The sequence below is a fragment of the Glutamicibacter sp. X7 genome (genome assembly GCF_054889245.1).
In genome coordinates, this window is record NZ_CM142678.1 from 3221803 (window position 1) to 3243014 (window position 21212).

Here is a 21212-nt window from a genome sequence, read left to right on the forward strand (position 1 = left end):
AGGCTCCACCATGCAACTCACTTCTCAGCAAGCTCCGCCACGTGCCGCCCTGGCCCAAGGAAGACTCGGAACCTTGGACATCGTGTTCTTCGTTGTCTCCGCAGCGGCCCCGCTGACCGTCGCGGTCAGTTCGGCGCCGCTAGCCTTCCTCGTCGGCGGCATCGGTGCCCCCGGCGCCATGCTCGCCAGCGGCGTCGCCCTGCTTTTCTTCGCCGTCGGCTTCACCGCCATGTCCCGCTATGTACGCAATACCGGTGCCTTCTACGCCTATGCGGCCGCGGGCCTCGGCAAGCCGGTAGGCATCGGCGTCGCCTTCCTCACCGTCGTCGCCTATGCCTTTCTGTGCATCTGCTTCTACGCCCTGCTTGGCTTCTACGCGCAACTAACCTTCTCGCAACTACTCGGCATCGACTTGCACTGGGGCGTGTGGGCGGTGCTGTCCATCGTGCTGGTCGGCGTGCTGGGCTACCGGCGCATTGACGTCGGCGCCAAGGTGCTCGCCGTGCTCCTTACGGCCGAAATCGTGATCCTGTTAGTAATCTGCATTGCGATCATCATCCAAAACGGTTCCGCCATTCCCGAGGCCACGCAAGCGACCTTCGACCCGCAGAACGTGCTCTTCGCCTCGGGAGCGAGCGCTCTGTTCGTCTTCGGTTTCGGCGCGTTCCTCGGCTTTGAGGGCACCGTGATCTACGCCGAAGAGGCCCAACGCCCGCAACGCACCGTACCTAGGGCCACCTATATCGCCATCGTCTTCCTCGCGGTGTTCTACGCCTTCACCTTCTGGGCGCTGGCCGTGGCTTTCGGTCCCGCCGGAATCATCGAGCTGGCGAACTCCGCCGACTTCGAACAAATGATGTTCATCGCCGGCAGCAACGCATTGGGCGCCTGGGCCGGGGTGGTGCTGGAAATCCTGATCATAACCAGTTTCTTCGCCGCGGTACTGGCCTTCCACAATGCCTGCTCGCGTTACCTGTTCTCGCTGGGCCGCGAACGCCTGCTACCGCAGATCTTCGCGCGCACCCACCGCACGATGTCCTCCCCGCACATCGCCTCGCTGTCCTTCACCGCGCTCTCGGCCGTTGCGCTGGTTATCGCCGCCGCCTGCGACGCCGACCCCTTCGTCGGCCTGGCGCTGTGGACTTACGCGGTGGGCGTGGCCGGGCTGGTCTTCTCCCAGGGCATCGCCGCGCTGGCGGTCATCGGCTTCTTCCGCAGCAACCGGCGCGGCTACGGTATGTGGAGAGTAGTTATTGCGCCGGTCCTCGGTGCCGTCGGACTCTTATCGGCCTTCACCGTGATCGTGCTGAACTTCGACCTGGTCTCCGGGTTCGAAGGCCCGATCAACTGGCTTCTGATCGGTGTGGTGCCGGTGATTTTCCTGACCGGCGTCATCGTCGGACTGGTGATGAAACGCCGCACACCGCAACGCTACGCGGCGCTGACCCAACGCATGAAAGTTGTCCCGGCCCCCGAGCGGCAACTAGAGGAAGAGGAAGTTTGATGTCCAAAAGTCAGCAGCGCAAACGCGATTTGCTCTCCGCCGCCACCCATGTGATCGGCGCCCACGGGATTGCCGGGGCGAATATTCGGGCGGTGGCCGAGCAGGCCGGAATCAGTACCGGCAGCGTGCTCTACCACTTCGAATCCTTCGACAAGCTAGTCATTGAGGCGGTGAAGAACGTGCTCGACGAATTCAGCACACGTCGCCGCCAACTCATCGACGGGATTGCCGATCCGCGCGAGCGGTTGCGGCGCATGATCACCTCCGGCATTCCGGAATTGATCAGCGATGACCTGCGCGTGATCTACGAGGTGGCTGCCGTGCTGCGCGATAAACCCGAATACCGGGCCAGCATGACCCTGCTGGCCGAACGGCAGGTCGGTCTCTACCAAGTGGTCATCGAGGTCGGCGTGGCCCTTGGCGCCTTCCGTCCGCGCGGCGACATCGAGGGGATCGCGACAAATCTTGTGGCCCTGGAAGACGGCTACGGGCTCTACCTGCTCGACCCGGATAACTGGCAACGTGAGCGTTATCTGGCCAACCTCATACAGTACGCGCAGATCGCCCTCGACTGCGATCTAAGCACCAACGACGAAACCCCCAGCGACACCGACGAGGAACCCCAATGATCGCGAGCCACTCCCCCACCACCCCTCGCCCTCGCGCCCGCGACCTGGGCATCCCCTTCGACGGCGAACCCGGAACGTGGAACGCCATCACCGACGTGCCGGGCCTCGAGGTCGGCTACACCACCCTGATCGAGGACGGCGAGGAGGTGGTCCGCACAGGGGTCACCGCCATCCTGCCGCGCGGCAAGTCCGACCCCGGCTCCGCCTGTGCCGCCGGGGTCGCGATACTCAACGGCAACGGTGAACTCACCGGGCGCTCCTGGATCGACGAGGCCGGCCAATTCCAGATGCCGGTGGCGATCACCAATTCGCATGCCGTCGGTCCCGTCCATCAGGGCATCGATCGCTGGATGGCCCGCAACCACCCGTCCACCGCGGCCCAATGGATGCTGCCGGTGGTCGGCGAAACCTGGGACGGCTACCTGAACTCCATTAATGCCGACGCACTGACCCCGCAACATGCCATGCATGCCTTCGACGCCGCCGTGAACGGACCGTTGCAAGAAGGCAATGTCGGCGGCGGCACCGGGATGAACTGCTACGGCTTTAAGGGCGGCACCGGCACCGCCTCCCGTGTGGTCCGTGCCGCGGATGCGCAGTGGACCGTCGGGGTGTTACTGCAGGCAAACTTCGGGCAGCGCGCCGAACTGCGCGTGGCCGGGCATAACCTCGGCAAGGACTCGCAGGCGCCAAACCCCCTGGAAACCACCGGCTGGCTTTCCGAAGACGTCAACGGCCCGGCCCATGCAGTCCCCGGCGGCGGCAGCGTGATCGTCGTGGTCGCCACGAACGCACCGATGCTACCGGATCAGTGCCGGGCGCTGGCCCGCCGCGTGCCGCTGGGGCTCGCACGCACCGGCACCACCGGCAGCCATTTCTCCGGCGACATCTTCCTCGCTTTCTCCACGGCCAACCAGGGCCGGCTGAACTCGCGAATGGCGCAGGGCATTGTGCGCGAGCAACTTGAGCATCTGACCTGGTCCAGCATGGATGACTTCTACACGGCGGTCGTCGAGGCCACCGAAGAAGCCGTGCTCAACGCGCTGGTGGCGGCCGAAGATATGGTCGGACGCAAACAGCACACCAGCTATGCGCTACCCCATGCGGAAATTCGGGCGGCCTTCGCCACGTCCTAAGCGGTAGCGGTGCCGTGCGGGCCTAGTCCCGCGCGGCCGGCACCGACCACCGTTCGGGGGCCGAGGCGAAAAGATTCAGCCCCAACGTGCGCGAAAGATGACCGACGGCCAGCTGTCCGCGCACCGAGTTTCCGGCCGAATCCAAGCGCGGGGAGAAGGCCCCCAACGCGCCCTTGCCCGGGGCGACGGCCACGATGCCGCCGGAGACTCCGGACTTGGCCGGAATCCCGATCTCAAACATCCAATCCCCGGAGCGCTCATACAGTCCACTGGCGGCCACCGCGGCCAGCGTGTCACGGCAGGTGTCGGCATCCAGGACCCGCACCCCGGTGACCGGGTTGACCCCACCGTCGGCCAGCGTCGCCCCCATCACCGCAAGGTCGCGGGTGGTGATCCGCAGCGAGCATTGGCGGGTGTAGACGTCGACGGCGGCCTCCGGGTCCCCGAGGATACGTCCGTAGCTTTTGAGTAGCCGCCCCAACGCCTTATTGCGTTCATTGGCCGCAGATTCCGAGGCGTACACCTCGGCGTCGAGTTGCAGCTCGCGGCCGGCGAAGTCGGAAAGCCCGCGGTGGATGGCCACCCACTTATCCTCCGGACCCTCCCCCGGCACCAGCTCGGTGGTGGCAATCGCCCCGGCGTTGACCATGGCGTTCATCGGCCGCCCCTCGTTCAGCTCAATGGCCATCACCGAGTTAAAGGGCAACCCGGTGTTATTCACACCGATGCGTTCGCGCACCTCATCGCGGCCCAGGTGCTGTACGGCCAAAGCAAAGACGAACATTTTAGAGATGGACTGGAGCGAAAACTCATGACCGCAGTCCCCTACCTCGAAGACCGAACCACCCACGTGCGCCATGGAGAGCGCAAAGTGTTCCGGATCGGCGTGACCTAGGGCCGGAATGTAGTGCGCCTGAAGTCCCTCGCGGTTCTCCCGATACCTGTCGTGGGCTTCCTGGAGCAGGCCTTGAATACTTTGCCGAGCCAACCGCCCGGTGGCGACCTGCTGGGCAACATCCTCAAAGTCTGTAGGAATCATCGGCCACCTGCTTTCCCTTACTGCGCTGATCCTGCGTCCGACACTAGCAAAACTGTACTCTGGCCGGGACGCATGTGTTTCCGACGACAGTGTCATCGAGCTAACAGCGCCCCGCCGCGTGCTCAATCTACGATGAGAGCATGGCTAAGGGAATCACTTTTCACACACGTAAATGGGTCCGCCCGGAAGATCTCAACGCGAACGGCTCGCTCTTCGGCGGTAGCCTGCTGCGCTGGATCGATGAAGAAGCGGCTATCTACTCGATCATTCAGCTGGGCAATAAGCACGTGGTCACCAAGTACATGTCGGAGATCAACTTCGTCGCTTCCGCGAAGGAAGGCGACCTGATCGAGATGGGGTTGACCGCAACCGACTTCGGACGCACGTCCATCACGCTCCGCGCCGAGGTGCGCAATATCTTCACCCAGCAGTCGATCCTGACCATCGACAAGATCGTGTTCGTCAATATCGGTGGCGACGGCAAACCCGAGCCTCACGGCTACGACCACATCACCTACACCCGCGATCGTATTCCGCTGGAAATCACCAAGGCTCTGGTCTAAATCCACCTCATTTTCCCTAGTCGGCAACGGCCCGCCGACGGTCTTGACTGATGGCAGGTTCTAGTGGTCGTTGCAACACCGGCGGTCTAGGCTACCGATAATAATTCATGCAGACGCTCGGCTGGAGTCTTCCAGTCGAGCGTTTTGCGTGGACGCCCATTGAGCAACTCAGCTACCTGCTTCAAATCCTGCGGACCATACTTGCTCAAATCAGCACCTTTGGGAAAATACTGGCGCAACAACCCGTTCGTGTTCTCATTCGATCCACGCTGCCACGGACTATGTGGATCACAGAAATACACGTCCATGTCCGTCGCCGCGCTAAACGATTTATGCAATGCCATCTCAATACCTTGATCCCAGGTTAGAGATCCGCGTAACGCGTCAGGCAACGTCGCCATCGTCGCGATCAGCCCGTCACGCACGGTTTCTGCGGTATGGTCCCCGGGCAAGTGCACCAGCATCACAAACCGGGTGCTGCGCTCCACCAGCGTGCCAATCGCTGATTGGTTCCCCGCCCCCATAATCAAGTCGCCTTCCCAATGCCCCGGCACGGCACGATCCTCAACCTCAGCAGGGCGTTCACTGATATTGATCATCGGGTCGCGAAAACGTGGCCGGCGCTCATCAATCTTCTTCTGCGGCTTACGCCGTGCCCGTCCGGAACGTAGTGCTTGAGCGATTTCTCGTTTTAACCCACCACGGGCTTGCAGATAGATAGATTGATACACCGTTTCCTGGCACACTCGCATCTCCAAATCATCAGGGTGATCAGCTGCCATGCGGGAGCAGACTTGTTCCGGTGACCACCCTAGACCCAAACCATGAGCAACGTAATCACGTAATGCTCCGGAGCGGGCAAGCCTGGCTTGCTTCGGTCGTGCTCTGCGGTACGCAGCTTGGCGGTGTGCCGGGTGAGGGTAGTAATCACCGTTTACTGTGCAATTTCGCCTCAGTTCCCTGCTGATGGTGGACGGCGAACGGTGAAGCTTCTGCGCGATCTGACGTATCGAGTGTCCAGCAATGCTGAGCGCATAGATTTCCTCACGTTCCATCATGGACAGGAAGCGCGGATTAATCTGCTGCTCCAACGCCAGGATGCTGGGATTCGCTGTGTTCTGCTGCCGGCCTGACGGGGCAGTGTGGGTGATCATTCCACTGTTATAGTCCACGACTCGGCCATCTGGATAGAACCGCTTGTCGCCGCTCCTACGGATGCCGTTGTCCCAGTCTCCAGCGGTTCTGATGTTGGCTCTGACATGCTCGGCGGCTTCCCGACGACTCATGCCTTGCTTGCGTAGGCGCAGGAACTGTTCACGCTTGCCCGCGTGGGGATTCGGGACTTTCAGTCCTGCTTTGGCGACCCATTGATAGCACGTAAACCGTGGAATGTTGGTCTCTCGGGCCGCGGTGGTGACGTTCTGATACTTCTGAAACGCAGTAAAGAACGCGTCTTTCTGTTCTTGGGTGTATCGAGTTTTGGGCTTTCCGAGAGCGCTAGAGGGGGTTGTTCGAGACGATGTCCAGCCCATTGTTTTGGCGAGTTGATAGGCCGTGGGTAGCGAGACGTTGATGGCCTGGGCCGCATCTTTGACACGCTGAGTTTGCTTCAGCACCTCATAGAAGCGCTGTTTCTCGTGCTCTGTGATTCTTGCTCTTGTGGATCGTTCAGGGGTGGTAGGTAATGACTCTTGGGTTAAATAAGGTAATGACTCTTGGGTTAAATGAGGCACGGTCGTTGCAACTCCTGATTGTTCAGGGTGTTGCAACGACCGTTAGAACCCGCCGATCGTCGGCGGGCCATTGTCATCTTGGGGCATGCATGAGCGCCCGGAGATCCGTGGCGAGCCAAACTGTCGGACCCCGACCATAATCTAGATATATGTTCGAGGACGAAGGAACGAATCTTCAAGGGTTCGAAGTTACTTCCGGGGTGCTGCGCGATGCGGAGCAGGCCCTGCAGTCGCTAAGTAGCGCCGTGTTTTTGAGCATTTACGCCGGGAACGACCGCGAACTGATCACCACTGTCGAGGAACTAGAAAACCTCAAGGCCTCCGTCTGCGCCTTACAGGCCGAGTTAGCCTGCGCCTACGAGGATCGAAACCTCAAGCAGCAAGACACGGTGGGGGACACCTCGAATCCGGGGTCCAAGTCCACGGCCTCACGCCGCGGTGCCGCCGCCAGCATCGCATTGGCCCGCCGCGCCCCGCAACGCGGAGCCCAGCACTATCTGCGATGTGTGCGACTCTTGCGCACCGAGGCACCCTCCATTTTCGCGCATTTCCTCAATGGCGAACTAAGCGAAGACCAGGCACTGGCCGCCGCCTCCGCACTGCATCGAGCTTCACAGGCGCGTCGCCGTGACTTCAATACGGTCTATCAGGAGAACCCACGGCTCTTTTTTGGGCGCAGCCCGCGCGAAATCACCGATATCGTACGTAGTTATACCCAACGGCATGACACCGCCGAATCCACCGATCGGCTAGCGGCCGCCGCCAAAGAACGATTCCTCCGGTTACGCCCGGATGCCGACTGTGTACGGGTCAGCGGCAAACTTCCCGTCGAGAGCGGCATGGCGCTCCTCAATAGCTTTACCGGCCGGATCAAAGCGGCCCGGCAATCCGGCGATCCTCGCAGCGAAGCACAGCTCGCAGCCGATCTGTTCATCACCCACACGCTGGCCACCGATGACGCTGCAGACGAGCCACAGCCAGTGGGTCGTGCCCCGATTAATTTGGAATTGAAACTGGTCATGACCGACCGTTCGCTGCTTCAAGGAGATCGCGAACCGGCCTACCTACCCGGATACGGTTATCTTCCGGCGGCCCGGGTACGAGAGTTAATCTCGGCAGCGAGCGACGAGACAAACCCCACGGATCAGGCACGTCGAATGGAACTGTTCACTGCCTTGCAGCGAATCTACACGGCCCCTGGAGATCAACAGCTCATTGCCATGGATCGTCGAAGCCGGCTGTTCCCCAAGGCACTAAAAGAGATTCTCTGGCTCCGGGACCGGCGCTGCCGCACGCCTTTCTGCGGAGGTAACGCCGAACAAGCCGACCACGTGGTTCCATGGCGGCACGGTGGACGGACCGCCATAGAGAACGGCGTGGCCCGCTGCGGTTGTTGTAATCGCGCTAAAGACGCACCCGGCTGGATCGAAATCGTCACCGACGCCCAGGCGGGAGATATACAGATTACGACTCCCTCGGGTCGAAGCTATCCGGCACCAGCGCCGCCGTTGACTGGCGTGGCACGAACCGAAAACTGTGTGCCGCCCACGCATGCATGGCCCACATGGTCAACGCGGCGCAATCAAGTCGCGCCGCGTGCTGCGGTGGCCGCACGCGCCCGGATCGCCGCGCGATACGCCCAAGAAGATCTCGACCAACCAGTCAAGATGGTTATAGGCCCTCGTCTCGATCCGCCCGATGACGGCTGATCGTCCACTCCACACTAAAGATTTAAAGTCCATTGACCACGTCGGTGGTTCCGGGCAGACTAGTGCCTGCGCAACCAGCGCATCCTTCTTCATCGCATTATGAGGTCTCAACATGAGTCGAATGATCTTTGTTAACCTACCCACCAACGATCTATCCGCGGCCGACCGATTCTACGCTGCCCTAGGGTTCACCAAGAATGATGTTTTCTCAGACGAAAACGCTTCGTCCTGGGTCATCAGCGATGCCATTACCGTCATGGTGTTGCGTAGCGAGTTCTTTTCCACCTTCCTCGTCGACGGCGACGAGCCGGTGGTCGGCGGCACCTCGCGCGAGGCGCTGAATGCGCTGTCCTCTGACACTCGCGAGGGCGTTGACGAGTTCCTCGCCAACGCCGAAAAGGGCGGCGGAACCATCTACCGCGCCGCCGCAGAGCCGTTCCCGGGCATGTACCAGGGCGCCGTAAAAGATCCAGACGGTCACGTTTGGGAGATTGCCTGGATGAGCCCCGAAGCCATCGAGGCCGGCGGACAGTAACGCACGGATGATCTAGTAGCACAATGGGAGGGATCCGCTTGGGTCCCTCCCATTGTGGTGACATCCTGATTCAGGCGGTGCAGGCCTCGTTCGAACATCCGGCGTCGCGCGGCAACCATTTGTCTTCGCCGGACGCAACTCGCTCCCAGACCACATGCCGGTGCTGGCCGCAACGTTCGCAAGCCGGTGCCAAGTACGTAGCCCGCTCCTCCATGGTGTAAGCGTGAAAATCACCCATGGAAACCTCCCAGATTATTGGCGTTATCCGTTCCGTACCGGGTCGTGGCCCGCCCCGGTGCAAGTCACTCTACGCCGCGCCGGTTCCCCGGGCTAGAACTCGTCGATGACAAGTTTCTTCATTCCCATCAGATTCTGGAAACCGTTAGGACGTGCCAGCAGCTCGTCCATATTGTCGGGAACGATTTGCCAGCTCAATCCCGCCTTGTCGGTGAGCCAACCGCAGACCTCGTTATCCGGATTAGCGGAGAAAGCCTCCCAGATGCGGTCGATTTCTTCCTGGCCGTGGCAGCTAAGCTGCAGCGAAACGCCCGGGGAAAAGCTCCAAGGCTGTTCAACTCCCGAATCCATGGCGGCGAACCACTGCCCGCAGAGTTTCACTTCGGTATACATCAAGGCATCTGCGCTCGCTGGACCGGTTGGGGTGCCATAGCGGAATTTACTGCCCTCAGCCGAGTCTGGCAGAACGCTCCGATAGAAGTCGGTCATCTCCTCGGCCTTATTCTGCGCGGAACCAGCGAACATCAGGGCCGGAATCACGAAGGGGCGTGGTTCGCCTTCGACATCGGATAGGGTCAGCTGCCAGCTCACGCCGTATCGATCCTGCACCCAGCCATATCTGCGGCTGAAGGGATATTCATCGAGGGGCATGAGCACCGAGCCGCCTTCGACCAGCCCGGCCCAGGTTGTGTCTAGTGCTTCGCGGGCCTCCTCCGGATTCGCCTCGAAGAACAGCGGGTCAAAGTTCAAAAAGATCGACAGTGAAGGGTTCGGCGTGAACTCCCCGCCAGCGTTGAGTAGCCGGACGATAAACCCGTCGATCGTCACATCGACGGTCACCGGCTCGCCCGCAAAGTCACGTTGGAAATCTTGTAGCCCCTCAGTAGGGTATCGGCCGGTGACCTCGGCAGTTGTCTTTGGAAGAACGGAGGCGTAAAAATCGCCGGCCTCCTCGGCATTCTTATGGAACCAAAAGTTGGGGACGATCTGTTGCATGAGGAAATCCGCTCCTTGATCGAAAGTGGCTTATTGGTTAGCCACTTTCGAGCATAAACCGGGATCCCGAGCGCGTCACCAGCCCGTGAGGAAATTACTAAGTTATCCCTGATTCTTCTTCAGCGCCGCAAGACGTGCTTCGATCTCCGACATTTCAGGTGCCGAGGCTTCAAGCTGTCCGGGCGCATCGGCTTCCTCCAGAACGTTACTCTCGCTCTTCATGGCCGCCAGCCGTGCTTCAATTTCAGAGTCCTGCCCCAGGTTATCCAATTCAGCGAACTGCGAGTCCAGTGAAGAGGCCGCCAGTTCGGCAGCACCACGCGCCTTCGCTTCATCGGCACGTACCGCAGCCTCGAATCGCCCCATTTCGGAGGTCGGGTCGGAAACATCCATGGCCTTGAGCGCGTCGAGCATTTGCCCCTGTGTTTTGGCGTTGCGCGCACGAGCCACCAACTCATCGCGCTTCGAAACCAATTGGCGGTGCTTTTCCTTCATACCGTTCAGCCCGCTCTTGAGCTGTTCTACGGCCTGCCGAGCAGTTGCAATAGGCGCCTCAAGGTTGGATGCCGTTTTCTCGCTGGACATCTGCTTCTTAATCGCTACGGTAGCCAACTGGTTGAACTTATCGGCGTTCAGGCTATCCCCCGCGGCCGCATACTCTTCGGCTTTGTTCGAGGCGGCCAGCGCCTTTACACCCCACTGTTCAGCTTCGCGCCGCGCCTTGCTCTGATCCTCTTCCTGCATGCGCAGGTTACCAATGCTCGTAGCAATGGCGGCTTCGGCCTCGGAGATGTTCTTGGTGTAGTCGCGGATGGTCTGGTCCATCATTTTCTGTGGATCTTCAACCGCGTCGAGGGCAGCATTCGCGTTCGCCTCCCCGATCTTGAAGATACGTTTGAAAATAGAGGTGAACCCCATGGTGCTTTCCCTTCGTCTACCGGCTTTAACTGTATGCCACGAACTGCTGCCGGTTCATCTTTTCCATGCGGAGCAAAGGCTGCTTAACGCGCGGTGACCTCTTCAAGCTCGCCGTGGAGATCACCCTCGACATAGCGTGGTCGTCCAGCCATATAACCGGCGACGCACAGCAAGAGCAGAATGCCTCCCATGAACATGATGGGTCCGTTCCACGATCCAGTTGTCTCATGGAGAGCTCCCACCACCAGCGGTCCCGGGATTGAAATGAGATAACCGACGGACTGAGTGAAGGCCGACAATTTCACCACACCGGCGGTGGTGCGTGCCTTGAGCCCGATCATGGTTAGGGTCAACGAGAACGTACAGCCCGAGAACCCCAGAAGCAACGCCCAGAGCAATGCGCCTGAAACCGGCGCGAGCAGGAGACCGGCGATGCCCACCAGGCCGCTAATGCCCAGCAGGAGTACGATCGGCCCTTGGTGCGCAAAACGGGCCGCGGTAGTGGGGATGAAGAAGGACAGCGGGACCGAGACACCCATAATGATGGCCAGTAGCCAACCGGCCCGATCGGCGCCCAATCCAAAGTCGGTGAAGATCTTCGCCATCCACCCCATATTGATATAGGCCATCGAGGCCTGTAGACCGAAGAAGATCGCCAACCACCAGGCCGTGGGGCTGCGCCAGATGACGATTTCGCCCTGTACATCCGCCGCCGTGACCAGCTCGGCATCCCGCTGAGCTTGAATATGCGGACGCAGGCCTAGGTTCAGCACCACCCAAACGACGACGGCCACCGCTGCGGGTACCGCCCAGGCGCCAAGGCCCAGACGCCAGTGCCCACCCAGGGCGTTATTTAGTGGTACCGCCACTCCAGCGATCAACGAGGATCCGATGGCCAGAGCCACCGAATAGGCTCCGGTCACCAACCCGATACGGTGCGGAAACCACCGTTTCACGAGAACCGGCATGAGCACATTGGCTACCGCGATACCGCTTAGCGCTAAGGCACTGAGCAGGAGGAAAAGGGCGGTCGTCGGGGCCAGCGAACGCAGCAGAACACCGAGGGTGATAGCCAGCATCGCGGCAAGAACCACCAGTTCGGGTCCACGCCGCTTCGCTAGGCGCGGCGCCAAGGCACCAAACAAGGCAAAACATACGGCCGGCGCACTGGTGAGCAGTCCAGCCACGAAGCCACTCATCTGCAGGTCGTCGATGACCAGGTTAAGCAGCGGACCTAGGGAGACAACAGCGGGGCGAAGATTCAGTGCGGCTAAAACAATGCCAATGAAAAGCACCACGCCCAGCCATTTCGGCAGCGAAGGTTTCGAACTCATGCAAGCAATCATATAATCATAGGATGATTCAGCGTAAAGGATCCTCGGAGACCTTGCCCACCCTGACGCGGCAAAACCTCGTGGAGCAAGTGCTCCACGAGGTTCGCCAACGGATTATCGGCGGTGACTGGAAGGTGGGCGAGAAGATTCCCACGGAACCGCAACTGGTTGAACAACTCGGAGTTGCCCGCAATACCGTGCGGGAAGCGGTGCGCTCCTTGGCCACCAACGGCCTGCTCGATATCCGCCAGGGCTCGGGAACCTACGTGGTGGCCACCAGTGAATTAGCCGGAGTGTTTACTCGCCGCATGGCCGAAACACCCAGCGAGCAGGTCACCGAGCTGCTCACCGAATTGGCCGCCAGCGGCGCGCGTCTTGCGGCGCAACGCCGCGATGAGACGGACCTGACGCGCATGCGCCAGCTACTCGCCGAGCGCGAGCTAGCCTGGGACCGCGGAGATATTGAGGATTACCTCGAAGTCGACGCGCAATTCCATCGTGCCGTACTGGCGGCCAGCAAGAATCAGGCCCTACTGAACCTCTACGCGGATCTCTCTGAGGTGTGGGGTTCGATGCTACGCTCGCGGCTCGCACGCGATGCCGTGGAGGAACGCGTCGAACACGGCACACTGCTCGAAGCCATCGAAGCGCAGAACGCGGTGCGCGCCGAAGAGATCACCCGTGAGGACCTGCGTCCGCGCGAACGTTCCTAGAGTTCGCGCGGCGGGAACATCTTGTATTTGCGGTAGTGATTGATCGCGTTAATCTTCAGGTACAGCCGTCGCCGCCAGTGAGTTTCCGGGGCATACTTCAGCGGGTTCGAGACGCGTTTGGCGGCTAGCAGCACCTTGGCTTTGCGCCCGGTGGCGGTGCCGAGGAATCGGCGGAGCAGGTGCTTGGGGAGCACCGTAAACAGTCGTTCCTCGCGAAGCTGCAGCAACCCGTTGGCGTCACGCACGGTCGCCGCGGTATCCAGTGCGGTCTCTTCGAATTCGGGGCCGAGGTACTGAGCCACGTAAAAACGTGCCGGGTTGACCCCGGCGGCGGTGAGGTAGAAGTGGTTGCGCCCCAGCCGCGGGTTAATCTCGAAGAACTTCACCTGCCCGTCGCGGGCATCGTACTTGGCGTCGATCATGGCAATGCCGCTATACCCCAGCTCGTTGAGCATGCGCGCCCCGTCCGCGGCGACCTGTTCATGCTGTCCGGTCACGATGGCTGCCGAGTTGCCCAGCACCAGCGGCGCGTGTTCCTCGATGACTACCTCGCCATAGCCGGCGAAGACAACCTTCTGCTCGGTGGTGGAGAAGAAGGTGCACAGCCGCATGGCGTCGTCGCCGCCGGGAATGTACTCCTGCAGGATGTAACCGGCGCTGTAGCCGCTGCCATCGATCAAGGCCAGCAACTCACGCAATTGTTGCTCGTTCTGAATGGTGTGGATCTTTTGCTTACCGGCAAATTTGGCGGCGATCCATTCGGCCGAGCTCGATGGCTTGCCGATCAGCGGGAAACTCAGTTCACGGGTCAGCTCGCCGAGATCGTCACCCGGGCGGTGTACGACGGTGCGTGGGTGGGCCACACCCATCGCCTGGGCCAAGCGATAGAAGTTTTCCTTCACCGCGGCCCGTTCAATCACCTCGAGCGTTGGGTAGGGAATCACAAAGCGCGCGGCCAGCTCGCTGCGGTGCCGGGCGATGAGCATGACGTGATAGTCCAGCGAGCCGAAAAGCATCAGCGGGCGCGGACCGTCGGCCACCAGGTCGCTGGCCAAGTCGAGCAACTGGGCCACCACACGGGTTTCGTCGGCCATGGAGCCAATGGGGTGTAGCTCCACGGCCACCGAATGCTCGATCACACCGTTTCCGGCCGCGGGCACCACCACGGACTTCACGCCGTAGGCCTCGTGAAATTCACGGGCCAGCGTGTAGGTGCCGATGTCGCCGCCGAGGATGACCGGCACGAAAGGCTGGGCTGCGTCAATGCTCATGGTTTGGTCCTACTACTTCCGCCAGGCCATGTACTTGTCGAAGGCCCAGGCGATGGGCTTGTTCAGCGCCAGGTCCCATTCGCCGGTGGTCTGCACAATGTCGCAACCGGTATTGGTCTTGAACTTGGTCAACCCGGCTAGGTGGTGCTGCGCGTCCAGGGTAGGACTCACCCCGCCCTGATCCAGATGCTGGCATCCGGCGGCGGAGGCGTCGGCGATCATGCGCTGCATCAAGGCCTTCGGGGCGAAGAGTTTGCGCTGCGCCGAGGAGGAGGCGCCGTAGAGGTACCAGGCACGGTCCGAGGAACGCACCATGATGGCGGCGGCGAGGTCTTCTCCTTCGTGGCTGGCCAGATACAGGGTGCAGGAACCGGGCACGGAACCGTTGAGTACGCGGTGCATATTCTCGAAGTAGCTCAGCGGCCGGCCGGTGAATTCGTTGCGGTCCGCGGTGTGATCGTAGAGCGCATAGAAACGGGCCATATCCGCTACCTCGCCGACCTCGACCTGTAGCGGGCCCTTCAGGGCCTTGCGGGTTTCATTGCGGGTCGTCGACGAGTAGCTGGCCATCACCGCATCGGCCTCCAACTGTTCCCCGGCGGCATCGCGCAGCGACACCCGGGCGACGTATTCGGGCTGGCCGACGGCAAAGTCCATGCCGGTCTCCTGCTTGGCATAGCCTAGGTCGCGTAGCGCCTGCACCAGCTGTTCGCCCTGTTCGCTACGCTGCACGGGTTCCAGATCCTCGAGGCTACGCATGCCTTCCTTGCCCAGTGATTTGCGCACGACCCCGGCGGCCCACGTTTTGCGCATGAGCCCCGGGCCTACGCGCAGCTGGAAGGCTCCGCGGTTGCGCAGGTAGCTCGCCAGCGGGTTGAGCACCTCGGCCGGCGTGTGGGCGGCAAAGTCGATCACCGGTCCGTCGGGCACATAGGCCAGGGTTTTGCGGATCACCGGGGCGGCCCGATGCAGCACCAGGGCGGTGCCGACGAGCGTATCGGCCTCGAACCAGCCCAGCGACTCCGGCTTCCAGCCGCCCTTGACCTGAGCCCATTCGGGCCGCTGCAGGAAGCTGACGTTGGATTGGTCGGCAAGAAAGGCGGTGTGCTCGGCGCCGGATATTGGGCGCACGCGTAGTTCATTGCGGATCACAGCACTACCCTACCGTGCATCGGCTATGAACGACGTGAAGCTAGATACCCCTAGGGGGTACTTGACAACATACCCCCTAGGGGTATTATTGAGCCCATGGATACTCACCAGGATCCCGGAGATCACGGCCCAGAACACGGGTACACCAAGGACAAGGCAGCCCTCGAGCGTCGTATGCGGCGCATCGAGGGTCAGGTCCGCGGTGTGGCGAAGATGATCGACGAGGACAAATACTGCATCGACATTCTCACCCAGATCTCCGCCATTAACGCGGCCCTGCATAAGGTCAGCGTGCAACTGGTTGAGGAACATATCGGACATTGTGTCGTGGGGGCCGCCGAAGAGTCCCTGCGCACCGGCGATAACAGCATCGTGGCGGACAAGGTCAGCGAGGCCAGCGCGGCCATCGCCCGGCTTGTGCGCTAGAACCCAACAAGCAAAGGATCGAGAATCATGACCTCCTCCAGCGGATGCGGCTGCGGCTGCGGCACCGACGAGAACAAGAACAACGCGCAGGGTCTGCAGATCGGCTCCGCGCCGACCAGCACCACCACCGAAGTAGGCGTCAGCGGCATGACCTGTGGCCACTGCGTCTCCTCGGTCAGCGAAGAACTCTCAGAACTCGAAGGTGTTAACGACGTGCAGGTGACGCTGAATACCGGCGGCACCTCCGTGGTGACCATCTCCTCCACCTCGGCATTGGATCCGACGGCCATTCGCGCGGCCATCGACGAAGCCGGCTACAGCGTGGAGCACATCAACGCCTAATCCATCCTTGCGCGAAACCGACAAGGAATCGACATGTCCACACACTCCAATCACAGCGACCACGGCGGGACGAACGACCACGGCGGCTCAACCCGCACCGTCAACCTCGATATTCAAGGCATGACCTGCGCCTCCTGTGTGAACCGCGTGGAACGAAAACTCGGCAAACTTCCCGGTGTCAGCGCCGCGGTCAACCTACCGCTGAACTCGGCGGCCGTCGAGGCCCCCGCGGACATCAGCGATGAGAAACTGATCGACGCCGTGCAGGCGGCCGGCTACTCGGCCAATGTGAAGCAACCTTCGCGACACGATGAGCACGGCCACCATGGCGACCACGAGCATCTGGTCCCCGACCACCTGCTCCGCAGGCTGATCGTCTCGGCCATCTTCACCGTTCCGCTGTTCATCATCTCCATGGTGCCCGCGGCGCAATTCTCCAACTGGGGCTGGGTGGCACTGGCACTGGCCACCCCGGTGGTCTTTTACGGGGCCTGGCCTTTCCACAAGGCCGCCGCCGTCAACGCCCGCCACCTAGCCTCAACCATGGACACGCTGGTGTCCATCGGTGTGCTGGCCGCCTACCTGTTCTCGCTCTTCGAATTGCTGCGCAACCCGCAGATGACGGCCATGACCGGCATGTCGATGAGCGAGCACGCCCTCTACTTCGAGACCGCCGCGGTGGTGGCCACCTTCCTGCTCCTCGGCCGCTACCTCGAATCACGGGCTAAGGACCGCGCCTCGGACGCCCTGAAGTCGCTGCTGAACCTGGGCGCCAAGGAAGCGGTGGTGCTACGCGAGGGGCGCGAGGAACGCATCCCCGCCGATCAGCTGGTGCCGGATGACATCTTCGTCGTCCGGCCCGGTGAAAAGATTGCCACCGACGGCGTCGTCACCGAGGGCACCAGCGCCGTGGACAGCTCGCTGATCACCGGCGAATCGGTGCCGCAGAGCGTCGGACCGGACGACGAGGTGATCGGCGCGACGATCAACACCAGCGGACGCTTGCTGGTGCGCGCCACACGAGTGGGTTCGGACACCACGCTGGCCCAAATGGGTCGCCTGGTTTCCGAGGCGCAGTCCGGCAAGGCCCCGATCGCCCGGCTGGCCGACCGCATCTCCGCGGTCTTCGTGCCGATCGTCCTGGCGATCGCGGTGCTGACCTTCGCCGCCTGGCTGATCTTCGGCGGCGAACTGCTACGGGCCTTCGCCGCGGCGGTGGCCGTGCTCGTCATCGCCTGCCCCTGCGCCCTGGGGTTGGCCACGCCCATCGGCCTGCTGGTCGGTACCGGACGCGGCGCCCAGCTGGGCATTTTGATCCGCGGTCCGCAGGTCTTGGAAGATACCCGCCGACTGGATACCGTCGTGGTGGATAAGACCGGCACCGTCACCACCGGCGATATGGGCTTTAGCGGCCTGACCACGGTCAACGGCTTCAGCGAGGACACCGTGCTCGCACTCGCCGCCGCCGTCGAACACCATTCCGAACACCCCATCGCCCGGGCGATCGCCAGCGCCGGTGCCGACGCCGGGCAGCTGCCTGAGGCCAGTGATTTTCATTCCGACGCCGGTGGCGGCGTGCGTGCCACCGTCGAAGGTCAGCGCGTGGTGGTTGGCCGGCGCAGCTGGCTGGCCGATAACGGCACCGAGCTGGATCGGGCGGGCACTCAGCTGCTCGAATCGGCCGAGGCGGCCGGGGCCACCGCAATTCTGGTGGCCGTCGACGGGGACTTTGCCGGGGTGATCTCGGTGGCCGATACCATCAAGGACAGCTCGGCACCGGCCATCACGGCCCTGCGTGAACGCGGTCTGCGCGTGGTGCTGTTGACCGGCGATAACCAGCAGGTGGCCACGCAGGTAGCCTCCAAGGTCGGCATCGATGCGGCCGATTTGCGCGCCGGGGTACTGCCCGCGCAGAAGGTCGACACCGTCCGCGAGCTGCAACAGTCCGGCGGCGTGGTGGCCATGGTGGGCGATGGCGTGAACGACGCCCCCGCCCTGGCGCAGGCCGACCTGGGCATCGCCATGGGTTCGGGCACCGACGTGGCCATCGAGGCCGCGGATATCACCCTGATGGGTAACTCGCTCGAGCAGGTGGTGCAGGCCATCGACCTGTCCACCGCCACCCTGCGGGTCATCAAGATGAACCTGTTCTGGGCCTTCGCCTACAACACCGCCGGCATTCCGATCGCGGCGCTGGGTTTGCTCAACCCGATGATCGCCGGTGCGGCCATGGCGGCCAGCTCGGTGCTCGTGGTACTCAACTCGCTGCGCTTGCGCTCCTTCGGCAAGAAATAACCGGACGACGGATCCCGCCACCGGACCGACCTGCAATACTCGATCCGGGGGCGGGCTTCGTTAAGCCTCCCAGCGGCTAAAGCTGGGGTGACCGGCTAGGTAGGTGGCCGCCACCTGCACATCGGCCAATTCGCTCAGGGGCACCTGGCGCGGGTCGCGCTCGAGCACCACCAGATCCGCGCTCGCCCCGGGTTCCAGCACACCCCAGGGCGCCGCCAGCCGATCGGCGAAGGCTTGGTGGGCGACGCCGGCAGTATAGGCGGCGAGCGCCGTTTCGGCGTCCAGTCGTTGCTCCGGCACCCAGCCGCCCTCCGGGTGCCCCTGCGCGGTCATGCGACCCACGGCCACCGCGATCCCGGCCAGCGGGTTCGCCTCGGAGCAGGGCCAGTCCGACCCAAAGGCCAACGGCGCACCGCTGCTCTGTAGCGTGTGCAGCTGATACTGCCGCGCGGCGCGTTCGGCTCCCAACCTGGGCACCGTCAGCACGGTCATCAAATCGTCGAGTTGCGCCCACAGCGGTTGCATCACCGGAATCACCCCGAGCTGGGCGAAACGTTGCAGGTCCGCCCCGTCGGCCAATTGCACATGGGCGATTACCGGCCGGTGCGTGCTGGGTCCGTTGGCGCGCGCCGCCGCTTCGATGGCGTCCAGCGCCCGCCGCACCGCTCCATCGCCGATGGCATGCAGGTGGGCCTGAAACCCGGCGGCATCCACCGCGCCGACCGCCTGCGCCAACGGCTCGGCCTGCCAGATGTAGAGACCGTGATCGTGCAGGGTGGAGCAGTAGGGCTCGAGCAGCGCCCCGGTCTGGTTCTCCACCACCCCGTCGACGAAGAACTTCACGCTGTGCGCGGTCAGCAGCTCATGCCCGGCCTGCTCCACGCGGCGGCGCGAATCCAGTAGCCGCGGCAGGGAGCCCGGAAATTCACGCGGGTCGGCCAAGAGCGCGAGGTTAAAGCGGTTCTTCAAGAGCCCGCGCTCGGCCGCGGCCAGATACACCTCGACGTCCTCGGGCTGCACCCAGGCATCCTGCACCCAGCCGATCCCCAAGGAGGCCAAATGGGCGCTGGCGGCGGCGAGCGCGGCCACCCGTTGCTCAAAGTCATGGCCGGGGTTCACCCGTTGCATCAGGTCGACGGCGCCCCATTCGCGCAAGACCCCCAGCGGCGCACCGTCGGCATCGCGCGGGATCTGCCCAAGTTCGGGTTCCGGTGTCTCGGCGGTGATTCCGGCCAGTTCCAAGGCCTTCGAGTTGCACCAGAGCGTGTGATAGTCCCACGCCCGGAGCACCACCGGGCGGTCGGGCACCGCCTCATCGAGCCAGCTGGCCTGAAATAGCCCCTCCTCCACCAGTGAACCGTTATAGGAGGCCCCGAGAATCCATTCTTGTTCCGGATGCTGCGCGGCGTACTCGCGCACCGCCTCAACGATTCCGGCCACCGAGTCCACCCCGGTGATCTGCGGCCCGGCCCATTCGAGCCCGCCGAAGATCGGATGCACGTGCCCTTCGCCAAAACTGGGCATGAGAAAGCGTCCGGCGAGGTCAATTACCCGCGAGGCGCCCTGTGCCCGGGCCTCGGCGTCAAAGGCCGCCACGGCGCCTTCGCGAATGAGCAGGTCACTCGCCTCGGGTAATCCCTTGCCGCGCCAGATCGTGCCGCCGGTGAACAGAATGCTCTCGCTCATCTGCGCCTTCCGCAATATATGAATAACGTTCGTATCGCTAAGGCTACGAGGACGCGGCGCACAAGGCAATGCCTCCGGGCGGTCAGTACAAAAAGATCGGCAGCCACTGCCGGTTATGCGCATGCACCAGGGCCAGAAACAGCACGAAGTCGAAAATGAGATGAACCGACACCACATAGCTCAGCGACTTCGTCAGCTTGAAGGTGTATCCCTGCAACAGCGCAAAGGGAAAGGTCATCAGCGGCCCCCACGCCTGATATCCGATCTCCCACAGGAAAGAAGTGAACATGACCGCCTGCAGGATATTCGCCGTCCAATCGGGAAAATGCCGACGCAACAACGCGAAGCTCGTGCAGATGAAGAACAGCTCATCCCAGATACCTACCGCGTTCACGCCCAGAAAGAGACGGACAAAGATCACCGGATCGGAGGCATCGGGCCAATTGTGATAAACCCCCGCGTTGATCAGGTAAAAGGGCAGAATCAGGTAGGCCAGCCCGATGATCCCCACGAGGTATAGTTTCGCGACCAGCGGCCACGGCCGCCCGGTATTGACCGGAAACCGAATGACCCGCTCGCGGTAGACGAAGCGCGAGATGAGCCAGGGCAGCAATACGGCCAAGGTCAACGCCGTACCCATCAGCGCCATATGTTGCAGGCTCAGATCTGCATGCAGCGGGACGATACTAATGATCAGCAACCCGCCGGCGATCAGCGACAGATCCCGCAACAGTTCGCGATCGACAAATGCGGCGGCCACGACACCGACGGTCAGCGACGCATAACCGGCCACATCGTTACCCACCGCGAAGAGCAACACCGCGCACAGGGCAATCAGCCCCGCGGGAAGCAGTTTCCAGGACCGCACGCTCCGCGACGGTTCACCGAGTGTCGACGTCATGGCTCCAGCATGCCAGGCGAGCCCGCAGGAGCGGAACCGTTGAACTTCGGCAAGAGCCCTGCGACACTGCCGTTATGGTCAGCGAAGAAGACG

General features: G+C 62.3%; 20 protein-coding genes. 10 read left to right on the forward strand and 10 right to left on the reverse strand.

The features are described from left to right. Positions 1-10 precede the first annotated feature (10 nt). The 3 genes from ACYU0X_RS15345 to ACYU0X_RS15355 are packed head-to-tail and all read left to right on the forward strand — an operon-like array spanning position 11 to position 3269. The gene (locus tag ACYU0X_RS15345) at positions 11-1504 is read left to right on the forward strand and encodes an APC family permease (RefSeq protein ID WP_309409660.1); all 1494 of its coding nucleotides are present in this window, start codon (positions 11-13) and stop codon (positions 1502-1504) included. Then, positions 1504-2133 carry a TetR/AcrR family transcriptional regulator gene (locus ACYU0X_RS15350; protein WP_461901596.1) on the forward strand — a complete coding sequence of 210 codons (630 nt, stop codon included), beginning with the start codon at positions 1504-1506 and terminating at the stop codon, positions 2131-2133. Before ACYU0X_RS15345 ends, ACYU0X_RS15350 begins: the two co-directional genes overlap by 1 nt. After that, positions 2130-3269, forward strand: a complete 1140-nt coding sequence (locus ACYU0X_RS15355; protein ID WP_461901597.1) for a DmpA family aminopeptidase — start codon at positions 2130-2132, stop codon at positions 3267-3269. The genes ACYU0X_RS15350 and ACYU0X_RS15355 overlap by 4 nt, the downstream gene beginning before the upstream one ends. Positions 3270-3291: 22 nt before the next feature. On the opposite strand, the gene glsA is transcribed toward ACYU0X_RS15355, so the two are convergent. Continuing rightward, a complete protein-coding gene (gene glsA / locus ACYU0X_RS15360) occupies positions 3292-4308 on the reverse strand; it encodes a glutaminase A (protein ID WP_309409666.1) in 1017 nt (338 codons plus the stop codon). 140 nt (positions 4309-4448) lie between these two features. On the opposite strand from glsA, the gene ACYU0X_RS15365 reads away from it, so the two are divergent. Next, positions 4449-4871 (forward strand): acyl-CoA thioesterase, encoded by a 423-nt coding sequence (locus tag ACYU0X_RS15365; RefSeq protein ID WP_309409668.1) that lies wholly within the window; start codon positions 4449-4451, stop codon positions 4869-4871. Between the two features lie 86 nt (positions 4872-4957). On the opposite strand, the gene ACYU0X_RS15370 is transcribed toward ACYU0X_RS15365, so the two are convergent. After that, positions 4958-6157, reverse strand: coding sequence for an IS30 family transposase (locus ACYU0X_RS15370; protein ID WP_461902777.1), 1200 nt, complete (start codon positions 6155-6157; stop codon positions 4958-4960). A 596-nt stretch (positions 6158-6753) separates the two neighbouring features. Between ACYU0X_RS15370 and ACYU0X_RS15375 the strand changes: the two genes are divergently transcribed. Further along, positions 6754-8313: an HNH endonuclease gene (locus ACYU0X_RS15375; protein WP_461901598.1), complete on the forward strand. Its 1560-nt coding sequence runs from the start codon at positions 6754-6756 to the stop codon at positions 8311-8313. A gap of 121 nt (positions 8314-8434) precedes the next feature. Next, positions 8435-8848 carry a VOC family protein gene (locus ACYU0X_RS15380; RefSeq protein ID WP_461901599.1) on the forward strand — a complete coding sequence of 138 codons (414 nt, stop codon included), beginning with the start codon at positions 8435-8437 and terminating at the stop codon, positions 8846-8848. A gap of 70 nt (positions 8849-8918) precedes the next feature. On the opposite strand, the gene ACYU0X_RS15385 is transcribed toward ACYU0X_RS15380, so the two are convergent. From ACYU0X_RS15385 to ACYU0X_RS15400, 4 genes are all read right to left on the reverse strand, one after another. After that, positions 8919-9086 carry a hypothetical protein gene (locus ACYU0X_RS15385; protein WP_309409673.1) on the reverse strand — a complete coding sequence of 56 codons (168 nt, stop codon included), beginning with the start codon at positions 9084-9086 and terminating at the stop codon, positions 8919-8921. Positions 9087-9178: 92 nt separating this feature from the next. Beyond that, complete coding sequence (locus ACYU0X_RS15390; protein ID WP_461901600.1) at positions 9179-10081, reverse strand: VOC family protein; 903 nt, start codon at positions 10079-10081, stop codon at positions 9179-9181. Positions 10082-10183: 102 nt separating this feature from the next. Beyond that, complete coding sequence (locus ACYU0X_RS15395; protein ID WP_461901601.1) at positions 10184-10999, reverse strand: PspA/IM30 family protein; 816 nt, start codon at positions 10997-10999, stop codon at positions 10184-10186. 83 nt (positions 11000-11082) lie between these two features. Beyond that, a complete protein-coding gene (locus ACYU0X_RS15400) occupies positions 11083-12333 on the reverse strand; it encodes an MFS transporter (RefSeq protein ID WP_461901602.1) in 1251 nt (416 codons plus the stop codon). Between the two features lie 23 nt (positions 12334-12356). Between ACYU0X_RS15400 and ACYU0X_RS15405 the strand changes: the two genes are divergently transcribed. Further along, positions 12357-13046, forward strand: coding sequence for a FadR/GntR family transcriptional regulator (locus ACYU0X_RS15405; protein WP_461901603.1), 690 nt, complete (start codon positions 12357-12359; stop codon positions 13044-13046). Here ACYU0X_RS15405 and ACYU0X_RS15410 read toward each other — a convergent pair. Beyond that, positions 13043-14317: a carboxylate--amine ligase gene (locus ACYU0X_RS15410; protein WP_461901604.1), complete on the reverse strand. Its 1275-nt coding sequence runs from the start codon at positions 14315-14317 to the stop codon at positions 13043-13045. The two genes, ACYU0X_RS15405 and ACYU0X_RS15410, sit on opposite strands and share 4 nt — an antisense overlap. Before the next feature lie 12 nt (positions 14318-14329). Beyond that, entirely contained in the window at positions 14330-15469 is a 1140-nt protein-coding gene (locus tag ACYU0X_RS15415) for a lipid II:glycine glycyltransferase FemX (RefSeq protein WP_461901605.1), read from the reverse strand. 96 nt (positions 15470-15565) lie between these two features. Between ACYU0X_RS15415 and ACYU0X_RS15420 the strand changes: the two genes are divergently transcribed. The 3 genes from ACYU0X_RS15420 to ACYU0X_RS15430 are packed head-to-tail and all read left to right on the forward strand — an operon-like array spanning position 15566 to position 18532. Continuing rightward, complete coding sequence (locus ACYU0X_RS15420; RefSeq protein ID WP_309409684.1) at positions 15566-15895, forward strand: metal-sensitive transcriptional regulator; 330 nt, start codon at positions 15566-15568, stop codon at positions 15893-15895. 27 nt (positions 15896-15922) lie between these two features. After that, positions 15923-16237 carry a heavy-metal-associated domain-containing protein gene (locus ACYU0X_RS15425; protein WP_309409686.1) on the forward strand — a complete coding sequence of 105 codons (315 nt, stop codon included), beginning with the start codon at positions 15923-15925 and terminating at the stop codon, positions 16235-16237. A 33-nt stretch (positions 16238-16270) separates the two neighbouring features. Beyond that, positions 16271-18532, forward strand: coding sequence for a heavy metal translocating P-type ATPase (locus ACYU0X_RS15430; protein WP_461901606.1), 2262 nt, complete (start codon positions 16271-16273; stop codon positions 18530-18532). Positions 18533-18592: 60 nt separating this feature from the next. On the opposite strand, the gene ACYU0X_RS15435 is transcribed toward ACYU0X_RS15430, so the two are convergent. Further along, positions 18593-20218, reverse strand: coding sequence for an amidohydrolase (locus ACYU0X_RS15435; protein WP_461901607.1), 1626 nt, complete (start codon positions 20216-20218; stop codon positions 18593-18595). Positions 20219-20300: 82 nt separating this feature from the next. Further along, entirely contained in the window at positions 20301-21119 is an 819-nt protein-coding gene (locus tag ACYU0X_RS15440; RefSeq protein ID WP_461901608.1) for a CPBP family glutamic-type intramembrane protease, read from the reverse strand. Between the last annotated feature and the right edge of the window lie 93 nt (positions 21120-21212).

Excerpts from the sequence above, each read along its gene's own strand:
- ACYU0X_RS15435 (WP_461901607.1), bottom strand. The coding sequence starts at position 20,218 with ATGAGCGAGAGCATTCTGTTCACCGGCGGCACGATCTGGCGCGGCAAG.
- ACYU0X_RS15425 (WP_309409686.1), top strand. The coding sequence starts at position 15,923 with ATGACCTCCTCCAGCGGATGCGGCTGCGGCTGCGGCACCGACGAGAAC.
- ACYU0X_RS15345 (WP_309409660.1), top strand. The coding sequence starts at position 11 with ATGCAACTCACTTCTCAGCAAGCTCCGCCACGTGCCGCCCTGGCCCAA.
- ACYU0X_RS15440 (WP_461901608.1), bottom strand. The coding sequence starts at position 21,119 with ATGACGTCGACACTCGGTGAACCGTCGCGGAGCGTGCGGTCCTGGAAA.
- glsA (WP_309409666.1), bottom strand. The coding sequence starts at position 4,308 with ATGATTCCTACAGACTTTGAGGATGTTGCCCAGCAGGTCGCCACCGGG.
- ACYU0X_RS15365 (WP_309409668.1), top strand. The coding sequence starts at position 4,449 with ATGGCTAAGGGAATCACTTTTCACACACGTAAATGGGTCCGCCCGGAA.
- ACYU0X_RS15400 (WP_461901602.1), bottom strand. The coding sequence starts at position 12,333 with ATGAGTTCGAAACCTTCGCTGCCGAAATGGCTGGGCGTGGTGCTTTTC.
- ACYU0X_RS15405 (WP_461901603.1), top strand. The coding sequence starts at position 12,357 with ATGATTCAGCGTAAAGGATCCTCGGAGACCTTGCCCACCCTGACGCGG.
- ACYU0X_RS15370 (WP_461902777.1), bottom strand. The coding sequence starts at position 6,157 with ATGAGTCGTCGGGAAGCCGCCGAGCATGTCAGAGCCAACATCAGAACC.
- ACYU0X_RS15355 (WP_461901597.1), top strand. The coding sequence starts at position 2,130 with ATGATCGCGAGCCACTCCCCCACCACCCCTCGCCCTCGCGCCCGCGAC.
- ACYU0X_RS15410 (WP_461901604.1), bottom strand. The coding sequence starts at position 14,317 with ATGAGCATTGACGCAGCCCAGCCTTTCGTGCCGGTCATCCTCGGCGGC.
- ACYU0X_RS15420 (WP_309409684.1), top strand. The coding sequence starts at position 15,566 with ATGGATACTCACCAGGATCCCGGAGATCACGGCCCAGAACACGGGTAC.
- ACYU0X_RS15380 (WP_461901599.1), top strand. The coding sequence starts at position 8,435 with ATGATCTTTGTTAACCTACCCACCAACGATCTATCCGCGGCCGACCGA.
- ACYU0X_RS15430 (WP_461901606.1), top strand. The coding sequence starts at position 16,271 with ATGTCCACACACTCCAATCACAGCGACCACGGCGGGACGAACGACCAC.
- ACYU0X_RS15395 (WP_461901601.1), bottom strand. The coding sequence starts at position 10,999 with ATGGGGTTCACCTCTATTTTCAAACGTATCTTCAAGATCGGGGAGGCG.
- ACYU0X_RS15375 (WP_461901598.1), top strand. The coding sequence starts at position 6,754 with ATGTTCGAGGACGAAGGAACGAATCTTCAAGGGTTCGAAGTTACTTCC.
- ACYU0X_RS15385 (WP_309409673.1), bottom strand. The coding sequence starts at position 9,086 with ATGGGTGATTTTCACGCTTACACCATGGAGGAGCGGGCTACGTACTTG.
- ACYU0X_RS15350 (WP_461901596.1), top strand. The coding sequence starts at position 1,504 with ATGTCCAAAAGTCAGCAGCGCAAACGCGATTTGCTCTCCGCCGCCACC.
- ACYU0X_RS15390 (WP_461901600.1), bottom strand. The coding sequence starts at position 10,081 with ATGCAACAGATCGTCCCCAACTTTTGGTTCCATAAGAATGCCGAGGAG.